This window comes from Arachidicoccus terrestris, assembly GCF_020042345.1.
Lineage (GTDB): Bacteria > Bacteroidota > Bacteroidia > Chitinophagales > Chitinophagaceae > Arachidicoccus > Arachidicoccus terrestris.
On sequence record NZ_CP083387.1, the window covers coordinates 1,923,069 to 1,947,505 of the forward strand.

The 24,437-nt window shown below is 44.8% G+C and carries 15 protein-coding genes; 3 read left to right on the top strand and 12 right to left on the bottom strand.

Annotated features, from left to right (window positions below):
- Positions 1–18 precede the first annotated feature (18 nt).
- The 8 genes from K9M52_RS07760 to K9M52_RS07795 form a co-directional block, all read right to left on the bottom strand.
- The gene (locus tag K9M52_RS07760; protein ID WP_224071489.1) at positions 19–330 is read right to left on the bottom strand and encodes a hypothetical protein; all 312 of its coding nucleotides are present in this window, start codon (positions 328–330) and stop codon (positions 19–21) included.
- 218 nt (positions 331–548) lie between these two features.
- Positions 549–1,760 carry a DUF4998 domain-containing protein gene (locus K9M52_RS07765; protein WP_224071490.1) on the bottom strand — a complete coding sequence of 404 codons (1,212 nt, stop codon included), beginning with the start codon at positions 1,758–1,760 and terminating at the stop codon, positions 549–551.
- A 48-nt stretch (positions 1,761–1,808) separates the two neighbouring features.
- Positions 1,809–3,023, bottom strand: a complete 1,215-nt coding sequence (locus tag K9M52_RS07770) for a DUF4959 domain-containing protein (RefSeq protein WP_224071491.1) — start codon at positions 3,021–3,023, stop codon at positions 1,809–1,811.
- 95 nt (positions 3,024–3,118) lie between these two features.
- Entirely contained in the window at positions 3,119–5,032 is a 1,914-nt protein-coding gene (locus tag K9M52_RS07775) for a RagB/SusD family nutrient uptake outer membrane protein (protein ID WP_224071492.1), read from the bottom strand.
- Positions 5,033–5,063: 31 nt separating this feature from the next.
- The gene (locus tag K9M52_RS07780) at positions 5,064–8,249 is read right to left on the bottom strand and encodes a SusC/RagA family TonB-linked outer membrane protein (protein WP_224071493.1); all 3,186 of its coding nucleotides are present in this window, start codon (positions 8,247–8,249) and stop codon (positions 5,064–5,066) included.
- A 722-nt stretch (positions 8,250–8,971) separates the two neighbouring features.
- Positions 8,972–12,328, bottom strand: a complete 3,357-nt coding sequence (locus K9M52_RS07785; RefSeq protein ID WP_224071494.1) for a DUF5107 domain-containing protein — start codon at positions 12,326–12,328, stop codon at positions 8,972–8,974.
- A gap of 12 nt (positions 12,329–12,340) precedes the next feature.
- Positions 12,341–13,666, bottom strand: a complete 1,326-nt coding sequence (locus K9M52_RS07790; RefSeq protein ID WP_224071495.1) for a sugar porter family MFS transporter — start codon at positions 13,664–13,666, stop codon at positions 12,341–12,343.
- A 428-nt stretch (positions 13,667–14,094) separates the two neighbouring features.
- Positions 14,095–15,126 carry a hypothetical protein gene (locus tag K9M52_RS07795; RefSeq protein WP_224071496.1) on the bottom strand — a complete coding sequence of 344 codons (1,032 nt, stop codon included), beginning with the start codon at positions 15,124–15,126 and terminating at the stop codon, positions 14,095–14,097.
- Between the two features lie 198 nt (positions 15,127–15,324).
- Here K9M52_RS07795 and K9M52_RS07800 point away from each other — a divergent pair, with 198 nt between their 5' ends.
- Together K9M52_RS07800 and K9M52_RS07805 are read left to right on the top strand one after the other, a co-directional pair.
- The gene (locus K9M52_RS07800) at positions 15,325–16,662 is read left to right on the top strand and encodes an alpha-L-fucosidase (RefSeq protein WP_224071497.1); all 1,338 of its coding nucleotides are present in this window, start codon (positions 15,325–15,327) and stop codon (positions 16,660–16,662) included.
- Between the two features lie 76 nt (positions 16,663–16,738).
- Complete coding sequence (locus K9M52_RS07805) at positions 16,739–17,383, top strand: polysaccharide deacetylase family protein (protein WP_224071498.1); 645 nt, start codon at positions 16,739–16,741, stop codon at positions 17,381–17,383.
- Between the two features lie 4 nt (positions 17,384–17,387).
- Here the strand turns inward: K9M52_RS07805 and K9M52_RS07810 are convergent, their stop codons facing one another.
- The 3 genes from K9M52_RS07810 to K9M52_RS07820 all read right to left on the bottom strand — a co-directional run bounded on the left by K9M52_RS07810 (position 17,388) and on the right by K9M52_RS07820 (position 22,064).
- Positions 17,388–19,757 carry a TonB-dependent receptor gene (locus K9M52_RS07810; protein WP_224071499.1) on the bottom strand — a complete coding sequence of 790 codons (2,370 nt, stop codon included), beginning with the start codon at positions 19,755–19,757 and terminating at the stop codon, positions 17,388–17,390.
- A gap of 322 nt (positions 19,758–20,079) precedes the next feature.
- Positions 20,080–21,405, bottom strand: coding sequence for an MFS transporter (locus K9M52_RS07815; RefSeq protein WP_224071500.1), 1,326 nt, complete (start codon positions 21,403–21,405; stop codon positions 20,080–20,082).
- Positions 21,406–21,434: 29 nt separating this feature from the next.
- The gene (locus K9M52_RS07820) at positions 21,435–22,064 is read right to left on the bottom strand and encodes a deoxynucleoside kinase (protein ID WP_224071501.1); all 630 of its coding nucleotides are present in this window, start codon (positions 22,062–22,064) and stop codon (positions 21,435–21,437) included.
- A 168-nt stretch (positions 22,065–22,232) separates the two neighbouring features.
- Here K9M52_RS07820 and K9M52_RS07825 point away from each other — a divergent pair, with 168 nt between their 5' ends.
- Positions 22,233–22,721, top strand: coding sequence for a DUF983 domain-containing protein (locus K9M52_RS07825; RefSeq protein ID WP_224071502.1), 489 nt, complete (start codon positions 22,233–22,235; stop codon positions 22,719–22,721).
- A gap of 96 nt (positions 22,722–22,817) precedes the next feature.
- Here the strand turns inward: K9M52_RS07825 and K9M52_RS07830 are convergent, their stop codons facing one another.
- Positions 22,818–24,404 carry an FMN-binding glutamate synthase family protein gene (locus K9M52_RS07830; protein WP_224071503.1) on the bottom strand — a complete coding sequence of 529 codons (1,587 nt, stop codon included), beginning with the start codon at positions 24,402–24,404 and terminating at the stop codon, positions 22,818–22,820.
- Positions 24,405–24,437: the final 33 nt, after the last annotated feature.

Genomic DNA, 24,437 nt, shown 5'->3' on the forward strand with positions numbered 1-24,437 from the left:
CCGCCCACAACAATATCGTCATCTGCTAAATGTCAGAAAACCGGCACTCCGACCAGGCAGCTCTATTGCCCCTTTTTCCATGTGCATTCCTGCAATCATTGGCAATTGCTCTTTTTCGGTCATCTTCAGTACGTACCCGTTTAGTTTAATATTGTAGCTGTCTAAGGTCAATATGTACTGTCTGCCGGTGGCCGGAATACCAACAGTAACCGGCTTCGGGGTGGTATTAATAAGTAAAACAGACCAGCCCTCATCGCTCCCCTTTAAGCTATGTACGAAAAGATAAACACCCGTTCTTTGACTGCCGGCATCAAATACCTCCGTTCCCATCAGTCTGGCCCAGAGTAAGACAGGTTCATCAAACTGTATTCGCTGGAGGTTAAGGTATTATGATTTTACCTCATTGGAGTAACGGGCAGCCTAAAAAATTTTGCCTGCTTTGCAGGCAAAATAAAACCACTATCCTTGATTTTGATTACATATTCACTACTCAGCCAAGAACATAATATTTCGCTGATTACCGGCAAGCGGCCTGTCACCACCTTCTATCAGCGATTTATATATAGCCTGAGGCTGTTGAAACGCATAGAATTCCCGTTGTCTCCCAGATTAACCAGGCAGCCCAGAGAAAGTGTCGTCTTCTGACTCAATTCAAAAGAAAACTGTACATCTGATCCGTTATCCACCATTTTATAACCGATCGCCGTTGCCAATTCATTCGTATCAGGCAATCCTTCTCCCTTGGCTGCGACCAGATACACCTGATTCTGGCCACCATTATTCCACCAGTCAATCGAGCCGTCAAAGGTATATTTACCTGGAGGCAAAGTAACCTTTTGATATAGTTTGCCATCTACAATCGCGGGCGCCCCATAACCTGCTTCAAAAAATATCTTATAATCAGAGCCCCCGGAAATATCGGTACCTCCATATCCATTATGGTTCTTAAGCTGGTCATTGGCCGTCCAGTCCAGCAGATTGGCCCATCTGCTTCCATCACTCTCAGCAACTTTTACCGGGTGAACATTATTCAGCAGGGATACCTCAGAGACCTCGGGCGCCTGGGAGGCCCCGATCGTCAGGGTATCAATACCATAGGCATCGGGAATGAATAAAGTATGGTAAGTAATAGGCTTCTGAATGCTGGCATCGGGCAATAAAGTCACCTGATCAGATAGCTGTACCGGCACGATCGTATCTCTTTCCATATCCATTACATCAGAATAACTGATCTTCATTCCGACAACCCCTACATAGGGCTCGACATCTGCCCAGATAAGCCTTACCGCGCCGTCAACTGATAAGCCGGAACCCAGCACCTCCCGGTTTCCTCTCAGATTAATGGAAGACTGAAAATTATCGCCGTAGATAGTCCCTGAAACTGTCATAGGAATCGACTTATTTCCATTCGCATCATACGTATGAATCTCAAATGTTATAGGTCCTTCCGGTAAATTATTGACAATTTGAGATAAAGTATCTACAGAACCGGATCGTTTAAGCGGCGCCTCAAGTGAATCTAATCCGCCATTCCAGAATATCCGGTATTTAACCACCTTAGGGTCTGACAACAACACACCGGTCACCAGTGCGCGGTTACGCCCGGGTATTACCTTCAGCGAGTCAAATATGCCCGGATACTGAATTTCTCCGTCTGCTTCATATTTTTTGTATTCATCCATCTTGGTGCAGGAAAAAATTGTACCGGCCATACCCGCTGCAAGAATCAACAGTACCGACTTGATGTATTTTATTTTCATAATTATGTTTTTAATATATCGCCTTCGTTATCGTAATAAGGGAAGGCGTCAATCTTCTGTCCCCCATATGTTGATCTGCTCGATAACAATAAAATAGGAGCCCATCCAGTTCTGCAGACATTTTATGCGCAGATATTTATAGGGCGGCGTATCTTCATTAAAATCGAAACTAAAGCCCGCACGCCCGGCAATAACGTCCGCATTCGTTCCCTGTCCGAGAGGTAATCCTGAAGGCTTAATGACCTGACAGGTAAGAATCTTGGTCCATTCCGACCAGTCGCCACTGTGAGAAGGATTATTGGATCCATATACCTCAAATAATTTTGGGCTGCCGTCCGCAAAATAGGTGGGTGATCCGTCCGCATTGTTTTGCTGGCGTGTCAATAAGTTAAACCGGGTCAGCTTAATGGGCTGCTCACCGACGGCCCAGGTAATAACGGCAGGCACGCCTGAGCTGATATCTGTATTGACGCAGGGCCATTGATTGGGATCCGGGTTATTATTCCACATAAGATCTAAGTGTGTGCCATAGGAGTATTTGGCATCATTGTCACACTGAAATACCGAAAATTTACTTTTATCCATCAGGATCTCTTTTTTGGGTGTCAGGCTGGCAAATAAAGTATCGGTACGATTTAACCACCGGTCCCGGATATAGAAGGCGAACTTCCTCTCCACCGGGGCAAGGCCTCTGATACTGGTCGCAATCAGTGAATCACTGGTGTAAATATTATTGAGCGCTTCCCATTTGCCATTCCCGAGGGAATCGATCAGGGGAACAATCACCAGATCCGAACGGAACGGATTCAGAGATTTTATCCGAACCCCACCTGCAGTAGCGGCCACATTCAGATTCCTGTAAGCGATCTGAATAGGAGATATCAGCGGCTGAACATCTATGGAGACAGGGTCAGAAGCCACCTCGCTGCGATTGACCGAGTAAAGTTTAATTTCATGTTTGAGCGTATCATTAAATCCGTCTACCAGCAGCTGGTTGCTATAGTAGGAAGATTTCACCGTCCTGACGTCGCCGGACGACAAGGTATAGATCGCTTTTATATAAAGCAGGTCTTTGTCAGGCGGAGCGGTATAACTGATCACAGCCGCTCCATTTTTATTGATCACATGAATGTTGGTGACCTTACCCGGCGGTGTTGCGTTATGCTCAACCAGTCCATTGATATCCTGTTTTTTGCAACCTGCCAATAAGAGTAAAAACAGGCAGCAGGCCAAAATAAAATTGCACGTTTTAAAAGTATTCATAACCGTATTTTAAATGATTCTATGCTTAGTGCTGTCAGATAAAAAATGAATCAGATGATCTCTGTGGCTGGTACAACATCTATAATCATCCCATGTTATTTTCCCCATCCGGGATTCTGTACCAGATTCTCATTCACTTTCAGATCTCCTTCGGAAAGTGGCCACAGATAATCTCTGGGCGCTACAAAGTGCATCGAGAAATAGGTAGTCAGCTTATAAAACAGTTCGGGGTGTTCTGCTGTCCCGGAAGCGTCCCATCCCATGATATTATTATTGAGTACCTGTGCCGCCATTTTCCACCGCCTTAAATCCCAGAAACGGCTGCCCTCAAATGCCATTTCAATATTCCTTTCAGATCTGATGATCGTACGTAACCCCTCTTTGTTTTTATATTCGGTCGGATTGTTGGAATAAGTATCCCAGCTATCCTCAACGGTAGGCAGGCCCGCTCTATCCCTGATGAGATTGAGGTATTTATAGACTTCGCCGGACGGTCCTTCAGCTTCGTTTTCAGCCTCGGCATATAACAGATATAAATCTGCCAGTCTCATTTTCGGAAAGGGATAGTCCTCAATATGGCTACTATTATCTCCGTTAAATGTAAACTTCCAGTTGACGAGCTTTTTGGGATAATAGGTCGTGACGGTGGCCCCTACCCCCGCTCCGAACTGCCCCAGCCTTTCCTGCAGGTTCCAGGTGTTTTCATCCGTGTGGCTCGGACTGTTTTGCATATACCACACCCCGCCATCAAAGCCCAGATCTGCATAATATCTTGGCTCTCTGTCAAAATTAATCCTGGCCGTCTGATATCCTTCAATAATATTAAATCTTTCCTCATGGGTGCCGGTACGCAGCGAAGCGATATTAGAATAGTCCAGGGTTTTATCCTCAGTAATAGGGACACCGTTCTTGGTATAAAATTGCCGCACCACTGCCATGGTGGGACCGAGTACACCGTAGATGCTTGAGTTACCGGAATTGTTGGGATCAATGTGCGCCATGGAGGAATACTGCAGCTGCCAGGTGGAAGCATTCGCATTCCCCCAGATCCATTCCTGATTCCATTTTTCACAGACCGCATTACGGATACTCATTTGTGTCATCGTCTCATCAGACAGAGGGTAGCCGGTTGTGTTGATAAAACGGTACAGGGATATGCCTGCTTCTTCGCATGCTTCTATCGCTTCTTTGCCTGCCCGTGCGGCTTTCTTCCATTTATCGATGCTGAAAACAGTATTGACCAGCTGTTGACCATCTTTATTTTTAAAGTTAGCGTAATCCGTGTTACCGTTAAATAACGGACTGGCTCCATACACCAACACCTTCGCCCGCATACTTAATGCGATCGGCCTGGTAATATGACCGTAATCCGTTGCCGGATTGATCACAGAGAAGGGGAGCCGCGTAGCAGCTGAATCCATCAGATTCGCAATATAATTGACAACAGAATCAACCGGTTGCCTTTTTACTTTCGTTTGTTCCAGCGGCGCATTAATAGGCAGGTTCTTATCGACAATAGCGATGGGGCCGTATTGACGGAACAGCATAAAGTGATAATAAGCTTTCAAAAACATCACTTCTCCGATCCATCTTGTCCGCTCATCAATACTAAGGTCGCGTACCGTTCCGGGATCCTGTATTTTTTCCAAAAACGTATTGCAAATGCGTATCGCCTGATACTCCGTCCCCCATATACCCACATAAGGATTAACGACATTCTGATTGCCGCGTGCGATCTGCCAGTTATTGGCGTTGATCGCCCTGGGCGGATACTGTAACCAAAACTCGTCACCGGCCAGGTAGGCAACATTTTGTTGCGGGTCCCCGTCCTGCCCTAAAAAGGAATAACAGGTCGCCAGATACTTTTCCGCCTCCGAGCGCATCGTAAAGGCATTATCAAGTGTCGCAACATTATCGGGAACCACATCCAGATAACTCTTTTGACAAGCTGACAGGCTCACCACTATGATAGCTACTAAGATTGCCGGATAATTATACTTTATACTCATCACTTAGATTTTATGAATTCAGGTCAAATAGTTAAAATCCGAAATTGATCCCCAGGTTATAGAGCTTTTGTAATGGGTAGCCTAACCCATTTCCGCCCATTTCCGGGTCCCATAATTTAAATTTGCTGATCACCCCCAGGTTCTGGGCGTTGAGATAGACCCTGAAACTGGAGAAACGCATTTTCGAAAGAAGTTGCTTAGGCAGGGTATAGCCGATTTCCAGGGTTTTAAACCTAAGGAAAGTACCGTCCTGCAACCACCAGGTGGATACCTGGTCATTATTTTTATTAAACTGGTCATCCAGCCTGGGCCAGAAGGCGTGCAGATCCTGATTGGCTTCTGACCAGTGGTCTCTGGCAATAACATCCAGCAAGCCATTCTGGCTTCCGCCATTGAGAACAAACGGAGAGATATTATCCGGACTGATAAAAAATGACACGCGTGCATTCCCCTGGAAAAAAGCACTGATATCAAAAGACTTATAACCAAAAGAGAAGCCAAATCCATAAGTTATCTCAGGTACCGTGGGATAGCCGATCGGTACCATATCCAGATCAGTGATCTGGCCATCACCATTGACATCCCTGTATTTTATATCGCCGCCCACAGGAGGGTTGCCGCCAAAACTCTGTACCGGAGAGTTCCGGGCCTCGTTATCATCTACGAACAGACGCTCGGCGATCAGGCCGTACCACTGACTGATCGGCTGCCCGATTTTGGAGAGATAGGACTCATTGGCGGGATAGTTCGGTTCTTCGTATTTTAAATATTTGGTGGTGGCGTATGTCATATTTGCGCGCGCCTGCATCCACACGTCCGGGGAAAAGTTCTTATTATAGTTAATCCCGATGTCCACCCCATCGGCGGTTGCTTCACCGACATTTGCGTAAGCCGGGGCTTCCAATCCGGTAGTGGAGGGGATAGTTGACCTTTGCATTAAAATATTGGAGCGGACGGAATGATAACCGTCTACGGTGAGGTCAATTCCGCCTTTCAGCGAGAGGTCCATGCCATAGTTAAGCTGTCTGGATTTTTCCCAGGTGATCTCTTCATTCGCATATCGTGAAATCGAATAGCCGGTCACAAAATGGCTCTGATCCAGTCCCCAATGATAACCACGGTTATCATCATGGGCATTTACATTAGACAGATAGAAGAAGCGGTCCTGATCCCTACCGATCTGGTCATTGCCTACCAGACCATAGGTCATCCTGAACTTTAAATTGGTAACAACGTCTTTTAATGATTCAAAAAAGTGCTCATTAGAAACATGCCATCCCAAGCCAATGGAAGGGAAGAAACCAAAGCGGTGATTAGCTGCGAAACGTTCAGATCCATTGTAGCCAAAATCAAACTCTGCCAGATAACGGTCATCATACGCATAGGTAAATCTACCGGAAAGGCCGAGATTGCGGGCAGGCAAGGAACCCTGCAAATCGCCCGCATTGGCCGTTAACCTATTTTGTAAAATACCGATGAGCATTCCCCCGACAGCATGCTTCTCATTAAAAGTTCGGTTGTAGTTTGCTGCCCATTCTGCATAGGTGACGGACTTTACGATCTTAGCGCCTTCCTTATAATTGAGATACTCTGTTCCGCTACCCGGGTTCAGCAGAGAAAGAACACTGAGCTCCCCGTTGGCATCCGGGAATAAAGTATAATAGAATGGGTTATAATTCCTGGTCAGAATAAAATAATTATACCGCTGGGTATAAGTCATAAACCTTGTAGACAGACCTTTGGTCAGAAAATCGAGATCCTGGCTCAGTTCCAGCTGCACGTTAACGGTAGAGGCGTTATACTGATCATATCCGGAGACCATATTGGCGAAAGGATTACTGTATAATGAAGTGGTGTTGCCAATAAAGGCATTCCCGAATAAAGGATGATTGGCCAGGGGATCATAGCTGGAAGGATAGTAAGCCGGAAACATGACCGGATTTGACCAGATGGCATTGTTAAATACCGCCTGTCCCCCATTTACATAATTTTGATTTTCATCTATATACCCTCTCGGTCCGCTGTACTGGTCAAATTGAGCGTATGTCCTGACCGTGGCTTTGGTTGAACGGGTCACATTGATTGTTACGTTGGAACGCACATTATAATTACCCAGCCGGATATTATTATCAAAAGAGTTGCTTGACAGGTTTTTCAAGACACCGTTATCCACATTATAGGTCCCGGAGATGTAATATTGGGCGACCCTGCCACCACCGCTGGCGTTAATATTGTATTTCTGATTGACGGTATAATCTTTAATCAGCTGGTCGATCCAATTATTATTAGGGTACCGAATGGGGTCATCGCCTGCAGCAGTATGATCAATCTTATCCTGCGTATAGGGAAGAGTTCCCAGCGGATCCCTTGTCAATACTGCTTCATTGGCAAGGTTCATATAAGTGATGTTATCGGCGAATTTAAAATTTTGCGTATTTGTAGAAATGGGGGACTCCAGGCGGACATTAAATTTCGTTTTCCCCTGTATACCCTTTCTGGTGGTCACCAAAATAACACCGTTGGCCCCTCTTGCGCCATAAAGCGAGGAGGCTGCGGCATCTTTCAGGACTGAAAAACCTGAAATATCATCCGGTTGCAACCTTGCCAGATCATTATTAGTTGACTCCATCCCATCGATTAAAATAAGCGGATTGACCTTACCGGCGCCAAAAGAGCTTACCCCCCGAATAAAAAACGAAGCGTTATCCGCGCCCGGAGCACCGCTTTGCTGGTAGGAAATGACACCTGCAATCCGGCCGGCGAGCATCTGAGTGACATTGCTGGTAGCACCCCTCAGTTCCTTGGGATTCAATGTCGTTATGGACGCCACCATGCTGCTTTTCTTTTGTTGCCCATAAGCAACCACTACCACATCTGCGGATGAATCTCTTAAAGGCGTCAGTAGAACAGTGACCGGCTTACCTTTTTGCACCATGGCTTCAACGGGCTGAAAGCCAATATAAGAGAACTGTAAAGTCGTACTGTTATCAGGCAGGTCTAATGTAAAATGCCCCTGCCTGTCAGTAGAAGTGCCTTGCCTTGTTCCCTTAATCTGGATGGTCACGCCATTTAAAGGCGTGGATGTAGCGCTGTCTAAAACAGTTCCGATAAAACTTTTTCTGCTCTGGGCAGACACCTGATAAGCAGATCCCAATAACAGCAGGCAAAAAGCAACCACACCCAAAATTTGCTTAAGCTTATGTAAACCAATGCTCATAGTCAATGATTTTAAATATTAAACTTGAATTATAGTCGGTGAAAACGGCCAATAGCCAATGCTTAAAAGTGTCGAATCAGCCATCAGAATTTTAACCCCGAAGTCTTTATGTCTATTTTTTGAAACAGTCCGATGCCGCCCTGTAAAAACGGCACCATTTTCTATTTTATCAGTCGATTTTTCCTTGAAATTATAGTCAGTTTGATAAGCCGTTATTCAATCAAAAACATCATTCGGCCCTCATCGGTTCTAGTAGGCAGATCTCTCAACAAGCACACACATAAAGCCAAGAAAATGTTATAGTATTATTTGAATACAAAGCTATCTTTAACGTTTCTCTATGGGAATAGTAAATTCCCCTATTTTCATGGATAATTCTATGCAAGCAAAAAATCCGGCGATAATGTACCAGATAGCAATGCCTGCACTTTATGCATAAGCATAAAGTGCAGGCATTGCTTTTAAACGTTTACATATCAAAGGAATCTGATTCTTCCATAGGTGATAATGACCCAGACCCCTGTCAACAATAAAAACCTTTGCCACCGCCGCTTGTATTCCCGGTATATGCAACAAACAGAGAGGGCCCTTTAAATACAACCGGGTGGCGAATACAGTATCTTATGTGTAAAAGGATTACGCCGGCCGCCGGCATTTCTTCAGATCATTAATTTCTTGCAGCTTTATCAAAAAAGAACTAAGGACTGCCTTAAAACCATACGCTACACAAGTAAATCTAAATACTTTAATAAGGTCGTATGAATGAAGGCGCCCATATGGGTATTATCATTCTTTAAAACCTCTCTAAAACAACTTTCTGCTTTTCCGAATTCTTTGAGCCCCAGATAACCCAGCCCTTTTAAGTAAAGGCAATTCAGCCGGTTCCTTAAAGAAAGGTCATCTTCAAAAATTAACAGATTGGGCAAGGAAACCGCAAAATACTCAATGGACACCTGTTCGTGCTCGTGTTCCCTTCCATGGTTTACCAACTGATTAAATAACTGTTTCGCCTTTGCGTTATTACCCAATTTCCTCCAGGCGAGTCCCTGGTAGAATATCTTGTCCGGCTGCTGATCATTATAATACATCGCATTAGCCAGTGTGACATTTCCCTTCGTTGCAGCCTGATAATATTTGTCCGCCATGTCGTGGCTTCCGGCTTTTTCATAGGCCACGCCCAGCCAGTAAAAAATATCATTTTCCAGAGCTCCATACAGCTTCCCTTCTCCTAAGTTATGTGGGTATACCTGAGCAGCCTCAAGTAACTTAATAGCAGCACCAGCATCTCCATTACATATACATTGTTTTGCCTGTTCGACCATAGACAATACATACTGACCGGACACCTTTCCTTCACCCCCTTCCCAGGGATGAAATTTCCGGGCAAGCAACATGTCACCGGCCTTTTTAAATTCACCCGTAAGATTCAATAAAGTAATATACTCCAGATATGTGTCATCGCGCTGCCGGGTCAGCGAAAGGTGTTTAATGAGCCACCCAAGTCGCTCTTCAACCGGTGTATTCAGTCTTTTGTAAAGTTGGTCCAGTTCCATAAACACCCTCGCATCTGTCTGGTCCAGCTGAAAGGCCCTTTCAAAATACACTTTAGCCTTTAGGGAATCCTTGCGTTTATTAAAAAAGGCGATACCCAGATTACGCTGCACAGTAGGAAAATCAGGATCGATTCTGGCAGACAATAACCAATAGTCTATGGCCTTTTCATATTGCCGTTTATCATAAAATAAATTACCTAAATAGTAAGCGGCCTTCCCATCCTGCGGGTTCTGCTTCAGCGCATATTCCAAAATAAGGATGTCCTGTAAGCGATTCGGGAAACAGAGATATGAATTGGCCGCAGCGGCCTTTGCATAGTAAGAACGGGCCTGCCTGGCTGAATTTTCTTCTGATGCTAACCGCGCATAACTCCAACCCAGATAATAATAGATCATGGGATTCATATCCGGTCCGTTATGCTGTTCAAATATCGCAAAAAGGTCGATTGCTTCTTTGTGTAAGCCGGCGTCCATAAGGTCAAGGCCGTATTCAATAAAGTTCCGATCATCCCCCCTGGATAATTGCCAAAGCTGCTCTGACTGTGCGGCGGCCTCAGCCATATGCCCCATGTCTTTTAACAAGGCTATATACTCAAACCTCACACCCAGATTAAATAAGTCTTTTTCCAGTGCGGTTACTACAACTTCTTCTGCTTTCTCAAACAGACCTTGTTTTCTTAATGCTACGGCCAGAAGTGTATAGGCTTTGCTATGACCCGCATTAAAGTCGACAGCCAGGCTCAGATGGTCAGCGGCAAGTTCATATTCACCACGTAACATATCTATCTGCGCTACGGAAAAATAACCGGCATCTTTCCATGCCTTATTCCATGTAGCCTTAAAAAAAGCATCGTATGCCTCATTGTACCGGTTCAGATAGCGAAGCGCCAGGCCAAGATGATAGTAAGGTTCGCCATCATAGGGATTAGGGTTACGCGTGGTAATCGTCCGGATCGCCGTCTCAAAATAAGGTAAACTCTGCGCAAAACGGCCGCGCCTCAGATACCAAACGCCTAAAGCTGTGTTGTTTCTGATGTCGGTGGGCTCCCGGCGTAAAGCCTCCTCATAATACGGGACCGGGCTGTAAGTGGCGTGCCGGTATTGTTCCAGATGCTGACCGGTAAGAAACAATTGCTCTGTTGACTGAACTTCCTTAGGAGGAAGCGCAGCTTTCGCGGCCTCCGGCAGCGGCTTTTTATTGTTTTCCGCGGGTAAATACCTGAGCACAATGCGGCCTCCGCTGTTTCTGACGTACACTTCCACCTGATCCTCCTCATAAAGGCCATCGATCAAAACCGTCTGTTCGAAAATAGCTGTCGGATCGAGGTCAATAGATGTTTCCAACTTTCCTGTGCCATTATAGTTGACCCGCACCTGAAGACCTGACTGCCGCGAAGTGGCAAATAGCTTAATCGTCACTTGACCCTCCTGTGCTTCTACCGCCAGTAAAATATCTTTAGAGGCATTCTTAATCAGCCCCAGCTCCCTATATGGCAGAAAATACTGGCTGAACGTTTTGGATTCATAAGGCATGATCCACGTAAAGTCCGGCTGATTGTCTGTATACATACCGGTCATCAGCTCAATATATGGCCCGTCTTCATCGGTTAAATTCCTGTCCCAGGCCTGTCCAAAATCACTATGCCCCCATGTCCACTGCTTTTTTCCGGGAGAAACGTGATGATCTGCTACATGCAACAGACCGCCACCGGTGTCATGCTCATATCCTCCCACAAAATCATAAGCAGAGTTCACTGCCATATAGGAGGTCGGCACGGGGATATTTTTATAAAAAGAAATATCTGTACCCGGACTGTAATCTACTTTATAATAGGTGCCTGTAGCTATCGGAAAATCCGAAACGTCACGCTTGCCATGATCAAATACGGCATTAACATCAGATGGGAAAACAGACTGATAGAAATCATTCACCTTTACGGCAGGATTTGCCCACCAGAGAAACGTCTGGGGAAGCGCAGACCTATTGTATAAGGTAGCATTAACTTCGATATAGGCCTTTCCCGGATAAAGTGTAAAGGCAATCATGGCCTTCGTATGAAACATTTTCTCTACCTCGTTTATGTATACCACTTTACTGCCTTCCGGTCCATCACCGATTTCAAAGTCGACTGGCTCGAAAGTACTGGGCCGGTGATGTTGCGGCCAGTTAAACTCTATACCTCCCGAGATCCAGGGCCCCGTCAGGCCCACTAATGCAGGCTTAATCACCTGATTATAATAGATGAAATGCCGCTGTCCGATCTTATCATAAGCCATTTGAATCCTGCCCCCCAACTCCGGCAAGATCATTACTTTGATATATTCATTCTCCAGGAAAAGACCCATATATTGTTCGTCTTGCCGTATATCCAGAATCTTTTCAATAATCGCATTAGGGTATACGACGCCGCTGCTACCCTGATACACTCTTTTCTCGAAGAACATAGGGTTCTTTTCGGGCTTGCCCACTCCATAAGTAGGAATGGAAACGACTTCCTTCCATACTTTTACATTTTCGCGCTCCATAATTTCTTTCGATTAATGTCTGATTAAATTTTCATCAAGCTCTTCTAACGTCTTGCCTTTGGTTTCTTTTACCTTATATAAAACAAATAGGAACCCCAATGTGCATACACAGGCATAGATATAAAACGTATTATCCTTTAGATATTCAAATAGTATAGGGAAGGTGAAAACCAGGATAAAGTAGGCCACCCATAATCCTATCACCGCAACGGAAATCCCTGCATCACGAATGCCTGTAGGAAAGATCTCTGAGATCAGGACCCATGTGACAGGCGCCAAAGACATCGCATAAATGCCAATAGCAGCTAATAATAGCCAGGAAACCTGCGCTGAGCCGGCTCCTAACAATTGGACAATCAAAATATACAGAATGGCTAATCCTCCGGCACCAAGAAGCATCAATGGTTTACGCCCGACCCGGTCAACAAATACCATGGCGAGTATTGTAAAAGCAAGGTTCACACCACCAATAAAAACAGTCTGTAATAACTGATCATCCTGAGAGGCACCGATACTTTCAAAAATTTTTGGCGCATAATTAAAAACTGTATTAATGCCACAAAACTGCTGAAAGGCGGCAAGGCCTATTCCAATCAATAGTATTGGTATGAAAGATTTCTGCAATAATGATTTATAGTTAGTTTTATGAGATGAACCTGCCAGAGCTCCCTTTATTTGTTTAACAGTATCTCCGGCATAAGACCCAGTCCCAATTTTCGATAATATAATGGAGGCTTTCTCTTCCATCCCTTTTTTTATCAGCCATCTCGGGCTTTCCGGCAAAGTATAAGCGCCCACCCAAAACAGCAAAGACGGAACCGCGCCCAGGCCAAACATCCATCGCCACGCATCCGTGCCTTCGTTTCTCAACCAGTAATTGACAAGGTTGGTAATCAAAATGCCCAGTACCACGGTAAGCTGGTTAATGGCCACCATGCGGCCACGATATTTGGCAGGGGCAATTTCTGCAATATACATCGGAGACAACATCGATGCCATGCCTACACCTGCTCCTGCGACAAAACGGGCCACCACAAATAAAAGGCGCCCCGGAGAAAACGCCATTGCCAGAGAAGATATTGCAAAAATACCGGCGGCCAGCAACATTCCGGGGCGTCTGCCATATCGTTCAGAGACCCTGCCCGCCGCAAGACAGCCTACAATCGCCCCCAAAGCCAGGCAACCTGTAGCAAACCCCTCCCATGTGGGATCCAGATTGAATTGTTGTTGTAAAAAAGGCAGCGCGCCGGATATCACCGCAAAATCAAACCCAAAAAGATAGCCGCCCAGCGCGGAAATAAAGGAAATCCGCAAAATAAACCTATGGTGAAACTTCATAAAATAAATTATTTATCAACCTGTCAGATCTACTTCAAGTTCAACCGGCCAATTCAGTACCGACTGATAAATCACAGAACTGATTTAGTTTGTATCAGCGAAAATAGAAGGAATTTCCGGGCGGATAAATGGATTAAATGAATAATTAAATGGATAATATTATGATTTAACCCTTTTTCCCGACTACGAAAACAGCCGGCAAGCGCGTTCGAATTTTGAAGGCCGGCCCGAGCGGAACGGGGACACTATACAAACACCCAATGAAAATCAATAGGTTAAATATAAACACTCTGCGACGCGTGGGGCTTATTTTAAAGGTCCTTATTTCTACGATTGCTAATTTCCCCTGCAACAGAACGCAGGCACGCGCGCGGCTGTGCGGGCAAAGAACATGATCTGGAACAACTATGTCCCGGGCCACATGAAGATCAAAAATTCACCCAGATTCGCCCCAGCTTAACATCATACGCTTCACTTTCTTCTTCCGACATGTGAAACACCTGACCATCTATCCAGGACGTGGCCATCTGCACGCCATTGGCAAACTCGTTACCCACGATATAGACATGATCCTTACCAGCGACGATCGCCCTGGCTTCAGAAGGATGATTACTAAGGAGTTTAATTCTATTATTTTTCCAGTACGCCGCTCTTTGAATCTCACTATATTGATATCCGCAAACATAGATGTCAGACTCCCGTTTAAATATACTTTCGCCTACAGCAGCTCCAACATTGTTTTCCAAATAAACAAGCTTGTTACCTTTCCAATAAGCCGCCGTTTCAGAAACGTTCCAATGATATTCCTGACCGGTTATATATACATCTTTTTTGTCAGTGAATATACCCTCAGACGTAGATCCGTCATTTTTGCTGTTAGGATTATCATCCGTTTTAAAAGGCATTAGCTGTAATACGCCATTTTTCCAGATACAGGCTCTCAGGTGGCCATCTAACATTGTGTATCCGGCAACATAAACCGAACCATTAGAAACAGATATATCCGCGCCCATAGATACCGAGGGTCCCTCATCCAGTATGGTTAACTTATCATCCACCCACATAGCGGCGTTTGACGTCTGATCATGATTGATCACACCTGCAACATAAATCTTGTTGTTTATTACGTAGATAGACCTGGCCACACCTGATTTTCCATTTGTGGGGAGCAGATGTATAGTCCCGTTTTTCCAATAGCAGGGATCAGCCCCTAAATATCCCGAAACATAGATATCATTGTCCAGAATAAATATTCCCCGTCCTGCGGCCTTCTGGCTATCTTCCGTCAGATAAACAGCCTCCTTACCTATCCAATAGACTGCACGATTACCAATATAACCTGTACTAAACGGAACCGTCGCGTAATTGCCTACCCGGGGTATGTCATTGTCATTTTGTTTTGAGCAACCCGAAATAAGGAAAAACATACCGGCGACTAAAAAGGCTTTAAGCACACTCATCTTGGCTAATTTTTTTAAAAATACAGCTATATAATCGCTATTCCTAATTCTTTGGCAGAACAAACCAGCGGCCTTTGTATAGTGGCTCGTCAAAATCTTATTGAATACGCCTTATATTTGTGCTAAATAGCAGGGCAGCATTTCTCATTACCGGCAATTGCTAATAATACAACAAATTAAAAACATATAAATCCGATCATGAAAAAAGCTTTTTTAATTACAATCCTTATCTGCTGCATCTCCCTGGCCGCAAAAGCACAGTTCAAACCATATACGCCTGCGCAATCCAATCTTGATGCCAGGCAATGGTTCCAGGACAACAAATTCGGAATGTTTATTCATTGGGGACTATATAGTATTCTGGGCGACGGAGAATGGGTCATGAACAATCAGGATATCTCCGTTAAAGATTATACTAAACTGGAAGGTTTTTTCAACCCGACGGCCTTTAATGCACATGACTGGGTAGCTAAAGCCAAGAAAGCCGGCATGAAATACATGACACTGGTCACCCGCCATCATGACGGATTTAGCATGTGGGATACCAAGTATTCAGATTTTAATATTATGCATACCCCTTATCACAGGGATATCGTAAAGGAAATCGCAGATGAATGCCATAAACAAGGGCTTAAACTCTTCTTTTATTATTCCCTCCTAGACTGGCGCAGAACAGACTATTCCTATTGGACTGGCAGGACAGGAGATGGCACCGGCAGAAAAGAAAGAGGTGACTGGCTGGACTATATCCAGTTCATGAAAAATCAGTTGACCGAACTATTGACCAATTACGGGAAAATCAGCGGCATATGGTTTGATGGCTACTGGGACCAGATGCCGGAAGAAAGCAAGGAAAGAACAGACAGCACCTTTATCGACTGGCATATTCAGGATCTTTACACATTGATCCACAAACTGCAGCCCGACTGTATGGTGGGTAATAACCACCATATGACACCTATTCCAGGTGAAGATTTTCAGATGTTCGAAAGAGATATTCCTGGCCAAAATGCCCATGGACTGAGCTTTCAGAAAGTTTCTCAACTGCCTCTTGAAACCTGTGCTACACTCAATGACTCCTGGGGGTTCACACTGAAAGACGACAATTACAAAACGCTTCAGCAGTTTGTCGGCCTTCTGGCAGGTGCTGCCTGCAGCAATGCCAATCTGTTGATGAATATCGGACCAATGCCTAACGGCCTATTCGCCGAACCTTTTAATAAGGCCCTGGACAGTATGGGCTCCTGGATGCAGACATACGGAGAAAGCATCTATGGAACGCGTGGCGGCTATACCGGTCTTCAAAAATGGGGAGGCCTGACCCAAAAAAAAGGAAAAGTATATATCCATGTACTAAAACCACAATCAGAAGCCATTCGACTGAAAGATTTTCCTTACAAGAAAATTAAGTCGGCTTATCTGCTGAAAGACAAAACGCCGGTCAAAGTCAGTTTAAAGAGCGGTGTAGTCAGTTTTAACACACCCGCTGTCAGTAAGGCAGACCCGGACATCGTTATTGTTCTGGAAGTTCAATAATATTAAGGAGAAAGCCACGTTGTATATACAACGTGGCTTTCAAGTATGATAAAACCTAACCAAAAAGTCAAGCATTGTGTACCTGATTAAGTCCAATATACTCTTTAAGCTGTTATATCCCGGCAGGACCTGGAAATTTCCTCTTGAGTCAGATGAAAAGAAGGTATTATATCTCAGTTTTGATGACGGGCCGCATCCGGTTGCGACCCCCTTTGCATTAAAAACGCTGAAAGACTTTAAAGCAAAAGCCAGCTTTTTTTGTCTGGGCAAAAATGTACGCGATCATCCCGATATCTACAGGCAAATCCTGCTTGACGGCCATAGCGTTGGCAACCATAGCTTTAATCACCTGAATGGTTGGAAATCCTCTGTTCCCGACTATATTCAGGACATAGAGAAGGCACGTGATTTCATTGACTCTCCACTGTTCCGTCCCCCCTATGGGCGAATGAGCAAAAAGCAGCAAAGCGCTTTATTAAAAGCGATGCCTGGCACACATATTATTATGTGGGATTTGCTGAGCGGAGATTTTGATACCGGCATTTCTCCTCAAAGATGTTGGTCTAATGTAAAGAAATACAGCGCGCCGGGGTCTATCATTGTATTTCATGACAGCACCAAGGCCTATGAAAGAATGCAGTATGCATTGCCCGCAACGCTCGAGCATTTTTCGGCCAGGGGCTATGTATTTAAAGCCATTCCTATGCAGCCGGCTATCTGAGTGTTTACCAGTCAATAGCTATCTTGAAATTCACCAGCCTGGGCGTTAATCTGTTGGGCAAAGCATAAGTCTGGTTGCTGAAATCCTTCAACAGCATAAAACTGATTGTATTATCTCTGTTGATCAGGTTAAAAATCTCAAAACTGGCCCAGATATCCTTCACGCCTTTAAAGGGTGCATGCTTCTTACGCCGCTTACTGCCATCCAGCAGTAAGGCACTAAAGCCAATATCCATCCTCAGATAAGCCGGTATCTCCAGGGCGTTGCGATATTTTGTACTGCCAGGTATATTAAAAGGTAAATTGGTACCGTAAACCGTATTAAGGTAGACTTTGAAGTTTTTATTGGTAGAAAGGTAATCCTGAAAAAACAGGCCAAATGTGATCAATCTGTCTGTCGGTCGTCTCAACCATCCAACGGATGCAGTCGTGGAATCTGTGGCAACCTTATCCCTTGACCCGGCCGTAATCAGCTCACCGGCCTGGTTGTAATACTCCTGGTAACTCAGTCCATCAATTTTCTCTTTGGCCTGCATGACGCCCAGGCTTAGCCAACTGTCTGCATCTTTAACAAACTGTGTAAACAGCCTGGTTTCCCACCCGGCTACATAAGCCTCAGCATTATTGTGCCCATAATACCGGATCCGGACATTGTCGATATCATAAGGGATAACGTCATATAAATGTTTATAATAGATCTCTGAGGTCAGTCTGGCCGGCCGGTTAAATAATCTCATTTGATAATCAAGTCCCAGCACACCCTGCAGGCTTTTTTGCGCTTTAATCGCTTTATTTAAGGCACCATCCATCGTTACCATTTCCCGATAAAAAGCAGGCTGGGCATACATGCCGGCAGAGGCTTTAAAAACGATATCTTTTTTCCAATGGCCCGGCTTAAAGGAAAAACCTGCCCGGGGAGATATGAGCAGTTCCTCATTCAGGTCGTTATAATTGGCCCTTACGCCCCACTGAAGCGTATAGATATTTGTATTCCCAAAATGTGCATTATCCTGAATATAGCCACTTAGTCGTTGAATATTAAATCTATCCCGGCTATGCATATAATCATTTAATGTCAACTGATCTCCACCAATCGGAAGAGAATACCCGGCTGAATCACTATAGTTCCACTGATCTATCTTACTATCGATCTCCTGACGCTGAAAAGTGGCGCCCCACTGCAGAAAGTGCCTGCCGGTTTTCCAGCTTCCCTGATGTTGCAGGCTCAGAACGTTAATACGTAGATTATTTCTGGCATAGCTCTGATTGACACCTTGGCCTAAAAGGTTCTCTGGATCATCCAGGATATTTCCATTTTCATCTCGCTGGCCAAACTCATAGGCACCTAAAATATCCTGCTCCTGTTTTTCCCGGTCCTGATAATAACTGCCCATAAACTTTAGTTCGGTGTGGTCATTGGGTGTGACGACACCGGTAAGACCTGCAAAAGCGGTACTGTAATTATCTCTTTCACTACCTTTAAAATCAATATTCACGCCATAGTTGGCAACATAGTAAGGAGAGAACACACTGGCGGTCAACTTAGTCTCTTCCGGATAAAACTGGAACTTCGTTTTATTATAATCTCCCAGGAGTTCTATCCTGAATGTATTACTGAAGCGGTAAACGAATAGTCCCTGCAGATCGGATGCAGAAGGGATATAATTACCGGTAGTCGCCTGGCTTTTAATGACGTTACGATTGGTTTTATTACGCAGTCCGATCAAATATGTAAATTTCTTATCTCCTGAAATTCCCTTTAAACTGAGTCCCTGTTCCAGCAGGCTCAGATAGGCCGAGCCACCGTTCCGGCCAGGATCCTGGTAACTGACATCCAGTACAGAGCTGAGTTTATCCCCATATTTAGCCTGGAAGCCTCCTGTATAAAAACGCACATTGTCCGTAAGATCAGCATTGATAAAACTCAAGCCTTCCTGCTGACCGGAGCTGACCAGAAAAGGCCGGTAGATCTCGAACCCATTTACATATACCAGGTTCTCATCATAATTGCCACCTCTTACTGAATATTGAGATGTCAATTCATTATTACTGCCAACAAAGGTCTTCAGCAGACCTTCTATGCCTCCGACAGCCGAGGGGTTCACTCTGGCCTGGCTCGCATCGACTGCTATCAGCCCCGCCTCTTCCCTTTTCCTGTCGGCACGGACAGTAACGTCCTCCAAGGTCTCTGCTTTAACACCCATGATAATCGTATCTGCCGCCACCTTGTCTGTGTCCCTGAAAACGACTTTCTGTACCTGTCTCCTGCCCATCGCCTGAAAAACGACACGCACAGGTATGGATAAAGGCACTTGCAAATGAAACGCCCCGTTCTGGTCCGTATGCGTACCGGTGCTTTTGTCTATGATATGCACAAAAACATCTTTCAACGGTTGCCTAGACTCGCTTAAGACAATCCCTTCATAAGTCAAATTTGAAGATTGTGCATATGACTTAGTTCCCTCAGCGGAAATAAAAAGTAAGATAATCGCTATTAGAAAGTTATAAGTTAGCCGCGTTTTAATCACTGGAGCAGAATAATTTAGCTTAAATATACAGATTTATAATATAACGCAGAGAAAGCCCCGGTATTTTACCGGGGCTCAGGAATCATGCAAAAAAATTGTATTAGGAGCATTTATCGGGGAAGAACAGTGCCGGCACTTATCTACCCGTTAACTTCTGTCGCAGTTTGGCCTATGCATACTTCTTGTAATCGAACAACCTTAACTCTTTGGCCTTGGTGGCTGTCAGGCCAACCACACCAAGCGTCAGGCAACCTCCCACAATAATGGCCCGGATCGTACCCAGCCAATGGGCCATTACCCCGCTTTCGAAGTCTCCCAACTCATTAGAGGAGCTGATAAACATGGTATTGACAGCCGCAACCCGGCCACGCATCTCATCAGGCGTTACCAGTTGCAGGATCGTACCTCTCACCACAACACTAACAGCGTCAAACATACCCGACGCCACGAGTGCAAGCGAAGCGAGATAAATATCTTTAGAGAATCCAAATACAATGATGGACAGGCCGAACCCGGCACAGCACCAAAGCAGTTTTTTCCCGGGCTTGGTATTAAGCGGTAAGTAAGCCAGCAAAATCAAAGTCAGAATAGAGCCGATTCCCGGCGCTGCTCTTAAAAATCCGTATTCAGTTTCCGTCATCCGGTGGATTTCAACAAAGGCGGGCAATAATGCGACCGCACCGCCAAATAACACGGTAAACATATCCAATGCCTGGGCGCCTAACAGGGCGGGCGTTTTCAGAATGAACTTAACACCTAATGAAAGGCTTTGCAGTACAGGTTCTTTTACTTTTTTAAGAATTGGCTTGGCTTTAATGATACAAACCGGAATCAGTAGCAATGCCTCCACCAGAAATATCAGAAACATAGACCCTGTTACGCCCGGAATGGCTGCCACACTGCCGGATGCCCGAACCATATCCACCGGATTACCGGAAAGAAGGCCCATAACCGCATTAATGGCGCCAAAGGAAAGCGGTCCGACAACAGACCCGATCTTAAAGGCCATGCTGCTCCAGCTGGTGGCATTGGGATAATGTTCCCTGGGTGTTAACTGTCCCAGTAAAGCAAAGGCAGAAGGGCTGATAAAGGCCCGGAGCACGCCGCCGAAAAAGATCAGGGCAAATATCAGATTAAGCGTCCAGTCCAGCCCTAACAGGTTTAGTGAAAACCCTGTTGAAAGGAAAAATAAACCGCCACCCAGGAAAATATAGCCGATCAGGCAGCTAAGCAGCATCTTTCTTTTTTCGTGCAGATCCACAAAATGGCCGGAGAACATCGAAAAAACGATAGCTGGAATCACCTCCGCCAGGCCAATGAGCCCCATCTTCAGGTTACTGCCGGTCAGGTGATAAACCCAATAATATATAGCGGTGGACTGCAGATTGAGTGCAAAATAGATCCCAAAACGAAACAGCAGAAAACAGATAAATTCTCTATTTTTAAGTACTGGGTTTTTCTCGTAGAAGCTGCCGGTAGGTGTCTTTTTTGCCATATATATATTTGCTTGTTACTATTTAATGTTTAGGGTAAGCTGAGCCGGTGAATGCCGTCTGTGTACTCCTTTTCCAGCGCATCGGTTATGACCTGCAAATGCCTGGCGTCTTCCAGAAAATTGGCATTAGACGCATCCACCATCAGTGTCACGCCTTTGCGTTGCTGTATATAACTAAGATACGATTGCTGGATAGATTGCAGATAACTGTCGGGAATCTGCTGCTCATAGGACCGGTTCCTTTTGTGGATGTTCTGCTGCAGCTTTTCGACGGGTGCCTGCAGATAAACCAGAATATCCGGATGAATCAATTGCTGGTGAATAATATCAAAGAGCCGTTTATATAACTGATACTCTTGTTCTGTGAGTGTTACTTTCGCAAAGAGCAGACATTTGACGAACAGATAATCCGACACAGTCGTCTGCTGGAATAAATCAGGCTTCAAAAGCTCATTTAATTGCTTAAAACGCTCTGCCATAAAGAATAACTCCAATGGAAAACCATACCGGTCGGGATCCGCATAAAACTTAGGCAAAAAGGGATTATCAGAAAACTCTTCCAATACCAGCCTGGCATTTAACTTCCTGGCTAATAAGGTGGATAAGGTCGTCTTCCCGGCTCCGATATTGCCTTCTATCGTTATTAATCTATATTTCATGGAATCAATGGACAAAAGTAAATGTTATTCAGGAATTTGTCCGTTTTAGTTGCCAAGTGAACGAATAGTCATTTCTTAAAAAAAGACAAAAATGTCCTTTTTAACGATCCTAAATTGTGATGTAGCCCGATATTTCGGTAATTTTGCAAAATAAAATCTAAAAGCAGTATGGAAGCAGCGCATCAACATCCGGAAGGAGAAGAAAAAGTGCCCAATTACATCATCAGTGCGGTACAGTGTAAATGTCCCAGGTGCCGCCAGGGCGATCTTTTTGAAACTAAAAGTTCCTATGCACTGAAAAATAATAAGTTTATGCGTATGAATGAGAAATGTCCGGTTTGCGGCCAGCCAACAGAACTGGAGGTTGGATTTTATTATGGCACCAGTTATGTTGCATACGGTCTGACAGTGGCCTTTTCTGTAGCTACTTTTATTGCCTGGAAAGTATTTTTCGGCATTTCCTTCGATATCAATGACAATAATATTTTCTGGTGGTTTGGTGTAAACGCCATTTTGCTCATTATCTTACAGCCCATCTTTATGCGGCTCTCCAGAAGTTTCTGGCTCAGTTTCTATGTTAAATACAATAAGAACTGGCGTACGGAAAAAGTTGAAGAGTATGAACGCCTGAACAAGGACTTCTCAAATGGATGGTAACTGAGATACACATCAGCAGGAAAAACAATACATTACTGATATAATACAATAAAAAAGCCCTGTCACGACAGGGCTTTTTTATTGTATTATCCTGGCCTATACCCAACTATCCATATGGGCGTTTTTGAAATCGGCCACATACTTTTCCGGGATCTCCCCTCTGAGCATGGAACCTCTGGGCACCAACGGATATATCTCGGCAAAAGAGCGCATTTCATTGAGAAAAACACGCCTGTAAATATGAGAGCGGGTAAGTAGTTTATAATGATCAATCCCGCAGGCTCCGATGAGCTCTACAAAAGTTTTCAGCATGCTTTTATGATAATTAGCCACCCGGTATTTTTTATCGTTGACATCCAGCCCGACGACCAGCGCCGGATCCTGAGTAGCCACACCGGTAGGGCACTTATTGGTATTACATAAGAGTGCCTGAATACAGCCCAGTGCCATCATCATGGCCCTGGCAGAATTACAGGCATCTGCCCCCAGCGCAATGGCTCTTACAATGTGGAACCCTGAAAGTATCTTACCGGAAGCGATCAGTTTGATATGGTGCCTGATATCAAGCCCCGTCAGAATATTATCCACAAAAGCCAAGCCATCCAGCAACGGGACACCGACATAATTGGAGAATTCCTGGGGGGCGGCACCGGTGCCGCCCTCAGCACCATCCACCGTTATAAAATCCGGGTAAATATCCAACTCCAACATAGCCTTACAGACGGCGATAAATTCACTTTTACGGCCAATACACAACTTAAATCCTACAGGCTTTCCTCCAGACAGATCTCTGAGTTCTTTCAGGAAAAGGACCATTTCACGGGGCGTATTAAACGCCGAATGGAAAGGCGGAGAAGCCACCACAGTTCCAGGTGTAAGGTGACGGATCTTGGCGATCTCCGGCGTGTTTTTAGAAGCGGGTAAAATACCGCCATGACCGGGCTTCGCCCCCTGAGACACTTTCAGTTCAATCATTTTCACCGATTCATACTTAGATTTTTCGGCAAATAATTCTCTGGAGAAAGTGCCGTCATCATTACGACAGCCAAAATATCCGGTTCCAATCTGCCATATCAAGTCTCCGCCGTGTTTTAGGTGATAAGGACTGATACCTCCCTCGCCCGTATTATGTGCAAAGCCACCAATCTTGGCTCCGCCGTTCAACGCCTCAATGGCGTTTGAACTCAGAGACCCGTAACTCATGGCAGATACATTAAAAATACTGCCATTATAGGGCTGCAGACAATCCTTATTGCCAAAAGTCACCCTTGGACTGGTATCCAGCTTATTAAAATCTTTCGGTGAAATAGAATGCATGATCCATTCGTATCCTTCAGCATATACATCGAGCTGGGTCCCAAAAGGCATTGTGTCTGTTTCCAGTTTGGCTCTCTGATAAATGCTGGAACGATCAATTCGGTTAATGGGTTTACCATCCGTATCTGATTCAACAAAATACTGATATATCTTAGGCCGGATATCCTCCATCCAATACCGCAATCTACCCACCAATGGGAATGTACGCATAATGGAATGGCGTTTTTGAAGCATATCATAATAGCCCTGCAGGGTCAGTAAAACAAAAAGGCCGAACAGTACCCACCACCAGTGGCTCACAAATATGGAAAGCGCCAATGCGATGATTAATGCAATGGCAGAACCTATCACAAATATTTTCCGCATGTTGATTTTGATAATTTTAAAGCGCTAAAATAC